Source organism: Pseudoalteromonas sp. SG44-8, assembly GCF_014164125.1.
Lineage (GTDB): Bacteria > Pseudomonadota > Gammaproteobacteria > Enterobacterales > Alteromonadaceae > Pseudoalteromonas > Pseudoalteromonas rhizosphaerae.
On the sequence record NZ_JACJEQ010000050.1, the window covers coordinates 1 to 11020 of the forward strand.

9 protein-coding genes are annotated in these 11020 nt (G+C 42.2%); 5 read left to right on the plus strand and 4 right to left on the minus strand.

What is annotated here, in order from left to right; genetic code table 11:
- The first annotated feature begins 1090 nt into the window (after window positions 1-1090).
- From H5163_RS20435 to yacG, 4 genes are all read left to right on the plus strand, one after another.
- Entirely contained in the window at window positions 1091-1990 is a 900-nt protein-coding gene (locus H5163_RS20435; RefSeq protein WP_310736416.1) for an A24 family peptidase, read from the plus strand.
- A gap of 1 nt (window position 1991) precedes the next feature.
- Window positions 1992-2624, plus strand: a complete 633-nt coding sequence (gene coaE / locus H5163_RS20440; protein ID WP_182735848.1) for a dephospho-CoA kinase — start codon at window positions 1992-1994, stop codon at window positions 2622-2624.
- Window positions 2625-2763: 139 nt separating this feature from the next.
- Window positions 2764-4443, plus strand: coding sequence for a type IV-A pilus assembly ATPase PilB (pilB, locus tag H5163_RS20445; protein WP_145235193.1), 1680 nt, complete (start codon window positions 2764-2766; stop codon window positions 4441-4443).
- A gap of 67 nt (window positions 4444-4510) precedes the next feature.
- Window positions 4511-4741 carry a DNA gyrase inhibitor YacG gene (gene yacG, locus H5163_RS20450; RefSeq protein WP_182735849.1) on the plus strand — a complete coding sequence of 77 codons (231 nt, stop codon included), beginning with the start codon at window positions 4511-4513 and terminating at the stop codon, window positions 4739-4741.
- Window positions 4742-4891: 150 nt separating this feature from the next.
- Here the strand turns inward: yacG and H5163_RS20455 are convergent, their stop codons facing one another.
- The 4 genes from H5163_RS20455 to tkt all read right to left on the minus strand — a co-directional run bounded on the left by H5163_RS20455 (window position 4892) and on the right by tkt (window position 9304).
- Entirely contained in the window at window positions 4892-6064 is a 1173-nt protein-coding gene (locus H5163_RS20455) for an NRAMP family divalent metal transporter (protein ID WP_145235524.1), read from the minus strand.
- Between the two features lie 205 nt (window positions 6065-6269).
- Window positions 6270-6626 carry a ribosome hibernation-promoting factor, HPF/YfiA family gene (gene hpf / locus H5163_RS20460; protein ID WP_145235189.1) on the minus strand — a complete coding sequence of 119 codons (357 nt, stop codon included), beginning with the start codon at window positions 6624-6626 and terminating at the stop codon, window positions 6270-6272.
- A gap of 181 nt (window positions 6627-6807) precedes the next feature.
- Window positions 6808-7119, minus strand: coding sequence for a pyrimidine/purine nucleoside phosphorylase (locus tag H5163_RS20465; protein ID WP_145235187.1), 312 nt, complete (start codon window positions 7117-7119; stop codon window positions 6808-6810).
- Window positions 7120-7312: 193 nt separating this feature from the next.
- Entirely contained in the window at window positions 7313-9304 is a 1992-nt protein-coding gene (gene tkt / locus H5163_RS20470) for a transketolase (RefSeq protein ID WP_182735850.1), read from the minus strand.
- 274 nt (window positions 9305-9578) lie between these two features.
- Here tkt and metK point away from each other — a divergent pair, with 274 nt between their 5' ends.
- A complete protein-coding gene (gene metK / locus H5163_RS20475; RefSeq protein ID WP_149981353.1) occupies window positions 9579-10730 on the plus strand; it encodes a methionine adenosyltransferase in 1152 nt (383 codons plus the stop codon).
- The last annotated feature ends 290 nt before the right edge of the window (window positions 10731-11020 follow it).

The window sequence follows — 11020 nt, forward strand, 5'->3', positions numbered from 1 at the left end:
GATTTATTCACCACAGAGATTAAGAGACGCTGCGATTTAGAGAAGTAATTGTAAAAATAGGAGCTAGGAAATGGCTAGGGTGTATTCGAAGCCCGTGGCGCTTTTCTCATTTGCTCTCATTCTACTCTTTGTGCAGAAAGGTTTTTAATTGTGGACATTACTTGTAGGCGAGAGGCTTGCCACCGCGAAAATAATCTCATTGTCGCGAGATAAACTCGCTGCTACCAATACGTAGGCGCGGGGTTACCCCGCGCAATTAGATTCAAGTTCTATCAGTGATTAATTCACCACCGAGAACACAGAGAAGAAATAAGTGATTTTTTACTTTGGTCTCTCTGTGTAGCGCGCAGCGCCTTTGTGCCCTCGGTGGTAAAATAGATTTGTCGGTGTAAATGTATAAACAGTCGCGAGGTAAACTCGCTGCTACATACACGTAAGCGCGGGTTTACCCCGCGCAATAGATTCAAGTTCTGTCAGTGATTAATTCACCACCGAGAACACAAAGTTCACAGAGAAGAAATAAGTGATTTTTTACTTTGGTTTCTCTGTGTAGCGCGCAGCGCCTTTGTGCCCTCGGTGGTAAAATAGGTTTGTTTGTGTAAATGTATAAACAGTCGCGAGGTAAACTCGCAGCTACCAATGCGTAGGCGCGGGGTTACCCCGCGCAATAGATTCAAGTTCTGTCAGTGATTAATTCACTACCGAGTTCACAGAGAAGAAATAAGTGATTTTTTACTTTGGTTTCTCTGTGTAGCGCGCAGCGTCTTTGTGCCCTCGGTGGTAAAATAAGTTTGTTTGTGTAAATGTATAAACAGTCGCGAGATAAACTCGCGGCTACCAATATGTAGCCGCGGGTTTACCCCGCGCAATAGATTCAAGTTCTGTCAGTGATTAATTCACCACCGAGTTCACAGAGAAGAAATAAGTAATTTTTTACTTTGGTTTCTCTGTGTAGCGCGCAGCGCCTTTGTGCCCTCGGTGGTAAAATAGGCTTGTTTGTGTAAATGTATAAACAGTCGCGAGATAAACTCGCTGCTACATACACGTAAGTGCGGGCTTTTAGTAGTTTTTAGATTTTAGGTTTTAGCGAATGCAAAATTTTTTTCTTGATATAATCACTGTTATGCAAAACCAATTATGGTTTTACTTACTCACTGTTGGCTTAGTGAGCCTGTGTATTGGCAGTTTTTTGAATGTAGTTATTTACCGGTTGCCGATAATGATGCAGCGTGAATGGCAAACAGAATGCCGTGTTTTACTGGCTGACGATTTAAAACCTACAAAAGCTGATAATACAGAAACTGAGTTTAATCTGATCAAGCCTAACTCTACTTGCCCAAAATGCAAAACGGCAATTAAACCTTGGCAAAACATTCCTGTTATTAGCTGGTTATTGTTAAAAGGTCGCTGCGCTAGTTGCAGTAACCCTATTTCAGTACGTTACCCAATTGTTGAAATGCTTACTGCGGTTTTAAGCTTAATAGTGGCCTACACCTTTGGCGTGACTGAGCAGGCACTACTGTATATTTTAATTACTTGGGTGCTCGTCGCCCTGACCTTTATTGACATTGATCATATGCTACTGCCTGACCAACTCACCTTACCTTTAGTCTGGTTAGCATTAATTGCTGCGGTAATGGGCATCACTATCTCCCCAACAGATGCCATTATTGGTGCAGCATGTGGTTACTTAAGCCTCTGGAGCGTATTTTGGCTATTTAAACTGCTCACCGGTAAAGAAGGCATGGGCTATGGTGATTTTAAATTACTGGCGGTATTTGGCGCATTGCTTGGCTGGCAATCATTACTCACCATTGTTTTATTATCGAGTGTAGTAGGCGCTATTATTGGTATCGCGTTATTGAGTATTCAAGGCAAAGATAAAGCCACGCCAATTCCATTTGGGCCTTATTTAGCCATTGCCGGTTGGGTTACTTTGTTATGGGGCACACAAATCCAAGTATTTTATTTTAACTTGTTAGGTTATTAATATGAATGCATCCACTCATAAACCGATGAAAAATTGGGTGCTGGGCTTAACCGGCGGTATTGGTTGCGGAAAAAGCGCCGTTAGTGCCATGTTTGAAAAACTCGCTATTACCGTGGTTGATGCTGACATTATTGCACGCCACGTAGTCAAACCGCATAGCCCTGGTTTAGCTGCTATTAGTGAGCATTTTGGTGCCCAAGTGCTAAACCCCGACGGCAGTTTAAACCGGGCGCAATTACGTGAGATTATTTTTGCTGATACAGCGCAAAAAACTTGGCTTAATAATTTGCTGCATCCACTGATCCGTGAAAAAACCCTTACTGATTTACACTCTGCAAACAGCGCATATGTGGTGCTCGTCGCACCACTGTTATTTGAAAATGGTCTTGAGCAATATTGTGATCGCACTTTAGTGATTGACGTTCCTGTAGAAATACAACTCAAGCGTACTATCGCCCGCGATAACACCTCTGAGCAGCAAGCACGCAGTATTATCGCCGCACAAATGTCACGCGAGGATAAACGCCATCGAGCTGACGATGTGATTGATAACAACCGCCCATTGCATTTGGTTGAGCAGGATATAATGCAGCTTCATCAAAACTACTTACAACTAACGACTAAAGCTAACTAATAAAGATGATAACGGTTGTGATAAACAAAAACTTTTTAGCTTTTTGTTGTCAAATTACCTTAAATCGACAAGACTGATGTTATACCATTCTTTTTTCTGATAAATTGCTGGCTATGAAAGGATCTAACCAAGGTGCGCAATGAATATTAATTCACCATTACTTAGAAAGTTTATTACGCTTGGCCGTATTGACGCAGAAACAGTCAAACTCAAACAACGTGAGTATGGCTCAACTGCAGAGTTGATCGCAAAATGCAGCGGTATTGATGGTCATGAACTTGCCGAGCAATGCATCGACTTATTCCGAGTGCCTTATTTTGATATACGTGAGTTTGACGTCGAGCTGATCCCCAAAGAGCTTGTTAAAGAAAAACTGATCAAAGATCATCATATTCTACCTTTAGTTAAAAAAGGCCGTAAACTCTACATTGCCGCGTCGGATCCGACTGATTATGGTGCTTTTGAAAACTTTGAATTCAGTACAGGGCTTGCTTGTGAGGTGGTCGTTGTTGATTATCGCCAGCTTGAAGCCAAAATAGATCAACTGCTTGATGCGTCGGGCAGTTTAAATTTAAGTGATGAAGAATTTAAAGAATTTAGTGATTTAGATACCGAAGGTCCTCGCGAAATACAAAACAACGGCGAAGACGAAAAAGACGATGCCCCGATTATCGTATACATCAATAAAATTTTGATGGATGCAATTAAAAAAGGCGCCTCGGATTTACACTTTGAACCTTACGAACATAAATACCGCGTGCGTTTTCGTATCGATGGCATTTTACATGAAATGGCCAGCCCGCCGAACAGCTTAGCCACGCGTTTATCAGCGCGGATAAAAGTAATGGCACGCTTAGATATTGCCGAAAAACGCAAACCACAAGATGGCCGTATCAAACTTAAAATCACCGAACGTAAAAGTATCGATTTCCGGGTAAGTACGCTGCCGACTTTGTGGGGCGAAAAAATAGTAATGCGTATCCTTGATTCATCCAGTGCCATGCTTGGCATTGATGTACTGGGTTACGAACCTGAGCAGAAAAAGCTCTATATGGATGCGCTGCAACAACCGCAAGGCATGATTTTAGTTACCGGCCCTACCGGCTCGGGTAAAACAGTATCACTTTACACTGGTTTGAATATTCTTAACCAACCAGAGCGTAATATTAGCACTGCAGAAGATCCGGTTGAAATTAACCTTGAAGGTATCAACCAAGTACAAATTAACCCGCGCGCAGAGATGACCTTTGCTAATGCGCTAAAAGCGTTTTTACGTCAAGATCCTGATGTGGTGATGGTAGGTGAGATCCGTGATCTTGAAACCGCTGAAATTTCTATCAAAGCGGCGCAAACTGGTCACTTGGTATTATCGACCTTACATACTAACTCTGCTCCTGAAACCCTAACCCGTTTACTTAATATGGGTGTACCTGCTTATAACGTTGCCAGCTCGATTAGCTTAATTATCGCACAGCGCTTAGCTCGACGTTTATGCCCTAAATGTAAAGCACCAGAAAGCTTGCCGGACGAAGAGTTACAACGCCAAGGTTTTAGCCCTGAACAAATAACTGAACTCACTTTATTTGCACCCAAAGGCTGCGATAGTTGCACTGATGGCTACAAAGGTCGTGTGGGTATTTATGAAGTAATGCAGATTACTCCAGAAATAGCGCAAATCATTATGCGTGGCGGTAATTCACTAGAAATTGCTGAAGTATCGTTAAAGTCAGGCTTTAATAACTTGCGTTTATCAGGCCTCAGAAAAGCTGCCGCCGGTATGACTTCATTAGCCGAGATAAACCGAGTAACTAGTTTTTAAGATCCTAAAACCTAGCTTTCTAGATTTTAGAGTTATAAATCGTAAACAATATGTATGAGAAGATGTTATGCCAACAGTTGTAAGCTGCCCAACGTGTAAAAACCAAGTCGAATGGTCAGAAAAAAGTCCGCACCGCCCTTTTTGTTCAAAACGCTGTCAGTTAATTGATTTAGGCGAATGGTCGTTTGAAAACAATAAAATCTCTGCACCTATTACCTCTGCAGATGATTTAAGCCAAGATATGATTGAAGATATTGAAGCTATGCTTGCTAAAAACGACGATGATTTTTTCAAGTAAGCCTGAAGTAATTGAAAAATAGAAGCTAGGTTTTAGGTAGTAGCTAGGTTCTAGTATTCGAAGCTCGCAGCCCGTGGCGAGGTAAACTCGCTGCTACCAATACGTAGGCGGGGGTTTACCCCGCGCAAACTCGAATTAACTACTTTGCTGTTAACCAAGCTTCCAAACCAAAAACACCAACGCAAAGCCAACTAAATAAATCAGCCCTAACCAGCTCAAGCTTTGTATTACTTTGGAATGCTGAATACTTGGCACTGAGCGAACTAAGCTGAAGTTCAGCCATGCAAAAATCGGCGTAGTCAAAAATGCTAGCGTCATAGCAAAAGTAAGCATAGGGCCAAGGGCTGATTTAAAGAATAAGATCACCGCCATCCCCGCCAAAGATTGTACTATCAACCAGATATTTAAGCTGTGCTTACTTTGTTTAAAACCTAATAACTTGTGTGATTCGTTTAATGTGCGCGCGTAGCCATCAAGCACGGTTAAAGTTGTGCCAAACATACACAAAAACGCGATAATTGAAACTAATGGTCGTGCCCATTCACCTATGGTAAGGGCATACATATCAATAAGCTGTTTAGCAAATGCCACGCCGCCGAGCTCTATATTCGCGCTTTGCCCGTATTGCACTAGCACACCGAGTGAAAAGAATACTAATGCCAGCCCTGCGGTTAACCAATAACCTAAATTAAAATCAAACAACCCTTGAGCCTTAGTCACGCTTTGCTGACTTTGCTTTTCTTTAAGCCACAATGAGCTTAATGCTGAGATTTCAATCGGTGCAGGCATCCAACCCATCAATGCCACCATAAAACCCAGCATAGCAAGTTCATAGGGAGATGGGCCAACGTAATCAGCAGGTGCCATTGGGCCGTTACTAAATGCAATAGCTAGGGCAATGACTGTTGCTAATGTAAGTAGCCCCATAATAGCCTTTGCGACGTTATCGAGTGCTTTAAAGTGCCCGAGTAATAAAATGACTAAGCAAACGGCGAGGATCAACCAACACAGTAAAGTCACTGAAATAGCAATGGGTAAAGCGTAGTGTAATAAACTGGCCGTTAATAGCAGCACACCAGCGGTATTGACCACCGCAGCAATAATATTTAACCCAATAAAACTATAAAAAAACCATGGGCCTTTACTTTGATAGCCTTCAACTAAGCTTTTTTTTGTGGCTAGCGTGTACTCGATACCAAAGCGGAAAAACGGATACTTAAGCACGTTAACAACGAGGATTAACCAAAATAGCTGCCAGCCAAAAATAGCCCCTGCTTGCGTTGATGCCACTAAATGTGAGCCTCCAATTGCAGCAGTCGCCATTAAAATACCTGGACCTAGTGCGTTTAAACGAGTTTGCCAAATTGATACTGCTGACTGCATCTGTGTACTTATTACTTATGGTTAATAATAAGCAAGTTACAGCGTTTTAATTAAGAAATAAAGAGTAAAGCGGAGGTTTAGAGGACTAGTCCTTTAGATGTAAATCGCTAGATCCTAGTTGCCTAAGATCTAGCGTCTTTATTATTTAACGTAGGTCCATTTCTTGAATAATTTCATGAGCAATTTCAGGTGTAGTGCTCACCGGTTTTTCATGTAAATTGGCTTTAATTTGGCCTTTACGATGCTTTAGTGCTGCATCGAGTTTTTTAGCCGCGTTTGCAATAGCTGGATAAAGAACTTCGTTCTCACCTTTAACGGATAAACGCGCGCCTTCGTATATGGTACTGATTTCTGCTTGGAGCTTATGATGCTCTTTTGAAAGAATGATATCTAGTGCGATCAGAGATGGAAAATGACTCGCAATTTTTGAAAATTTTTCGTTGATGTGCTCTCTAATAGAGTCAGTAACGTCAACATGGTGACCAGAAAGATTAATTTTCATAGGGTATCCTTTTTTATGTTACCTCATAACTAGTATTGGGGGCTATTTAGATTAACACAAGGCAGAAAAGCATAAATATGAAATTTATTTGTTATTACAGCTGATGTAGATCAATTTAGTCACATTAAATATGCAAAAGCCCGCGCATGGCGGGCTTTCAGCGTGTCACTTAATTTGTATATTAAGTATACGAACAACAGTAATCAGCAAAGTCAGTCACTTTTACTTGAAAGGTAACGTTAGCATCAACGTTAAAAGACTCCCCTGCTGACATCGTTTGCCATTTCGTCTCACCAGGGAGTAATACATCCCACTGGCCGCCGTTTAATTCCATCAATTCTTTTTTGCTCGTAGCAAATTCAAACTCACCCGGTTGCATAAAACCTAACGTTTTAGTGCTGCCATCAGCAAAAACCACGGTACGACTTGATACTTTACCGTCAAAATATACGTTCGCTGTTTTAACAACACTTACATTATCAAACTGAGACATCCTCACTCCTGTTCTTTGATTTATAATTTAACTGCGACCACATTGCCTTAAGGACGCATAGCATGCAAGTGTAGTGATGTGAAAAATACTCATGGGCATCTGATAGCTGACGGCTTAAAGCTTGCAGCTCTGTATAAAAAAGCCCGCACTGCGTTTAACACAGTGCGGGCTTTTTACATTTTAACCTTTAAGGTTAAAATAATTCGTTTGCTTTGTTTACGATGTTTTCTACCGTGAAGCCAAAGTGCTCAAACAGCTCATTAGCTGGTGCTGACTCACCAAAGGTGGTCATACCTACTACAGCGCCGTTTAAACCTACATATTTATACCAGTAATCAGCAATACCTGCTTCTACGGCTACGCGGCGTGAAACTGCAGCTGGTAGTACACTTTCTTTATAAGCAGCGTCTTGTGCATCAAATACATCGGTCGATGGCATAGAGACAACACGTACTTTTTTACCTTGCTTACGCAGTTCAGCGGCTGAATCTTGTGCTAATTGCACCTCAGAACCAGTTGCGATTAAGATAAGCTCAGGCTCGCCGTCACAGCTCAGCACATAACCACCTTTTTTCACGTCGCTTAATTGCTGCGCTGAGCGAGTTTGTTGCTCAAGGCCTTGGCGAGTAAAGATAAGTGATGTTGGACCATCTTGGCGTTCAATCGCTTGTTGCCATGCAATCGCAGACTCAACTTGGTCACACGGGCGCCAGTTAACTAAGTTTGGCGTTAAACGCATGCTAGCAATTTGCTCTACTGGTTGGTGAGTTGGACCATCTTCACCTAAACCGATTGAATCGTGGGTGTATACAAAAATGCTTGGCACTTTCATAAGTGCAGCCATACGAACAGCATTACGTGCATATTCCATAAACATTAGGAAAGTTGCGCCGTAAGGAATAAAGCCTTTATGCAATGCAATACCATTCATAATCGCCGACATCCCAAACTCACGTACACCGTAATAGATGTAGTTACCGCTGGCATCATCGCGTGTTAAGCCTTTAGAGCCTTTCCAAATAGTCAGGTTAGAACCGGCTAAATCAGCTGAGCCGCCCATAAATTCAGGCAGTAATGGACCAAATGCATTCAGTGCGTCTTGCGATGCCTTACGTGATGCTGGGTTTGCTGGATTAGCGTCTAGTTGCTCAATATATGCTTGTGATTTTTCAGCCCAATCTGCTGGCAACTCACTACTAGTACGGCGTTTAAATTCAGCGGCTAGTTCTGGGTGTGCAGCGGCGTACGCGGCAAATTTTTCATCCCAGTTAGCTTCAAGTTGTTTACCCTTTTCTTTGCCATCCCATTGTGCATAAATATCAGCTGGGATTTCAAATGCTTCACCAGTCCAACCAAGGAACTCGCGTGCTGCTTTGATTTCGTCTTCACCTAGTGGTGCGCCGTGACAATCATGGCTACCTGATTTATTTGGTGAACCATAACCGATAACTGTTTTACAACAAATTAGTGTTGGTTTGTCGGTGATGCTGCGTGCTTCTTCGATAGCTGCGCGGATAGCGTCTGAGTCATGGCCATCAACGTCACTTACTACATGCCAACCGTAGGCTTTAAAGCGTGCAGGTGTATCGTCGCTAAACCAACCTTCAACTTCACCATCAATTGAAATACCGTTGTCATCCCAAAATGCAATAAGCTTACCTAGGCCTAATGTGCCGGCAAGTGAACATGCTTCATGAGAAATACCTTCCATTAAGCAACCATCGCCTAAGAAAGTATATGTGTGGTGATCAACAATATCGTGACCTTCGCGGTTAAATTGCGCGGCTAATGCTTTTTCAGCAATCGCCATACCTACCGCGTTAGTGATCCCTTGACCAAGTGGGCCCGTAGTAGTCTCAATACCTGGCGCATACCCATATTCTGGATGGCCAGGTGTTTTTGAATGCATTTGACGGAAGTTTTTAATTTCCTCAATTGGTAAATCATAACCACTTAAATGCAATAGAGAATAAATAAGCATTGAACCGTGGCCATTGGAAAGTATAAATCGATCTCTATCTACCCACTCTGGATTTGTTGGATTGTGGTTTAGATAATCGCGCCATAGTACTTCTGCGATATCAGCCATGCCCATAGGGGCTCCAGGGTGGCCTGATTTGGCCTTTTGTACTGCGTCCATTGATAAGACGCGAATAGCATTTGCAAGTTCTTTGCGAGACGGCATGGATTCTCCTACCTTTACTGTATTTGCGCTGGTTATTGTGTGTATTCATTTGAAGATCCATTCTTACTTATTGTAGGGGCTGTATGCAATTAAAAACCTGATTAAATTGGGCATTATGAATTTTTTTTAAGAACAAAAAGTTATTAGTAATTTTATTTAGACGTCTAGGCGTAAAAAAACTATGCAACTATCGTTGTTTTAGATAAAATACGCCCCTAAATTTTTTAGCGCTCTTACCGACGTTTGTGAAGCGCAATATTTGTGAGCAAAGACAATGGCAAAACATTTATTTACTTCTGAATCTGTTTCTGAAGGTCATCCGGATAAAATCGCGGACCAAATCTCTGACGCGGTACTAGATGCCATCTTAGAACAAGATTCTCATGCCCGTGTTGCGTGTGAAACTTACGTAAAGACTGGTATGGTTATGGTTGGTGGTGAAATCACTACTAGCGCATGGGTTGATATCGAAGAAATCACACGTAAAACTGTACGTGAAATTGGCTACACTCATTCTGATATGGGTTTTGATGCAGACTCGTGTGCAATTTTAAACACGATTGGTAAGCAGTCTCCTGACATCAACCAAGGTGTTGACCGTACTAGCCCAGAAGAACAAGGCGCTGGCGACCAAGGCCTAATGTTTGGTTACGCATGTAACGAAACTGAAGTATTAATGCCTGCACCAATCACTTACTCACACCGTTTAGTGCAGCGTCAAGCGCAAGTACGTAAAAGCGGCGAGCTTAACTGGTTACGTCCTGATGCAAAATCACAAGTTACTTTTGCATATGAAAACGGCAAGCCAGTAGGTATTGACGCAGTGGTACTTTCTACTCAACACAGTGAAGACATTTCACAAAAAGATTTAGTAGAAGCTGTGATGGAAACAATCATCAAGCCAGTACTTCCTGCTGAGCTTATCACTAGTGCAACTAAGTTTTTCATTAACCCGACTGGCCGTTTTGTAATCGGTGGCCCAATGGGTGACTGTGGTCTTACTGGTCGTAAAATTATCGTTGATACCTATGGCGGCATGGCTCGTCATGGTGGCGGTGCATTCTCTGGTAAAGATCCATCAAAAGTTGACCGTTCAGCTGCGTACGCTGCACGTTACGTTGCTAAAAACATCGTTGCTGCGGGCCTTGCTGACAAATGTGAGCTACAAGTTTCTTACGCAATCGGTGTTGCAGAGCCAACGTCAATCAGTGTTGAAACATTTGGTACCAGCAAGCTTGAAGAATCACGTTTAATTGAATTGATTCGTGAACACTTTGACTTACGTCCATATGGCTTAATTAAAATGCTTGATCTTGAGCGCCCAATTTATCTACCAACTGCAGCTTACGGGCATTTTGGTCGTGATGAATTCCCTTGGGAACGCACAGATAAAGCAGACGCACTTCGCGCAGCAGCTGGTCTTTAATATCAGCCACTGTGTGAATACAAAAAAGCGCCAATTGGCGCTTTTTTTTATGCCTGCTGATTATATTGTTGTAAATGCCTAGGTTATTGTCGCGAGGTAAACTCGCTGCTACCAGACATAGTCGCGGGTTTACCCCGCGCAATTAAAGCTAGGTTCTAGAAAGTGATACCAATCGTGTTAAGTTACTGACCATTTATAGCGACAGATAAATACAGTGATAACAAGGCGTAAATTTTGACATGTAGTTGTTCTACTTGAAAAAATTATAACGCAGTTAGCGCTTTATTTAG

What these genes read in the sequence shown, in the direction of transcription:
- H5163_RS20435 (WP_310736416.1), top strand. Translation starts at nt 1,091, where the DNA reads ATGCAAAATTTTTTTCTTGATATAATCACTGTTATGCAAAACCAATTA.
- coaE (WP_182735848.1), top strand. Translation starts at nt 1,992, where the DNA reads ATGAATGCATCCACTCATAAACCGATGAAAAATTGGGTGCTGGGCTTA.
- pilB (WP_145235193.1), top strand. Translation starts at nt 2,764, where the DNA reads ATGAATATTAATTCACCATTACTTAGAAAGTTTATTACGCTTGGCCGT.
- yacG (WP_182735849.1), top strand. Translation starts at nt 4,511, where the DNA reads ATGCCAACAGTTGTAAGCTGCCCAACGTGTAAAAACCAAGTCGAATGG.
- H5163_RS20455 (WP_145235524.1), bottom strand. Translation starts at nt 6,064, where the DNA reads ATGGCGACTGCTGCAATTGGAGGCTCACATTTAGTGGCATCAACGCAA.
- hpf (WP_145235189.1), bottom strand. Translation starts at nt 6,626, where the DNA reads ATGAAAATTAATCTTTCTGGTCACCATGTTGACGTTACTGACTCTATT.
- H5163_RS20465 (WP_145235187.1), bottom strand. Translation starts at nt 7,119, where the DNA reads ATGTCTCAGTTTGATAATGTAAGTGTTGTTAAAACAGCGAACGTATAT.
- tkt (WP_182735850.1), bottom strand. Translation starts at nt 9,304, where the DNA reads ATGCCGTCTCGCAAAGAACTTGCAAATGCTATTCGCGTCTTATCAATG.
- metK (WP_149981353.1), top strand. Translation starts at nt 9,579, where the DNA reads ATGGCAAAACATTTATTTACTTCTGAATCTGTTTCTGAAGGTCATCCG.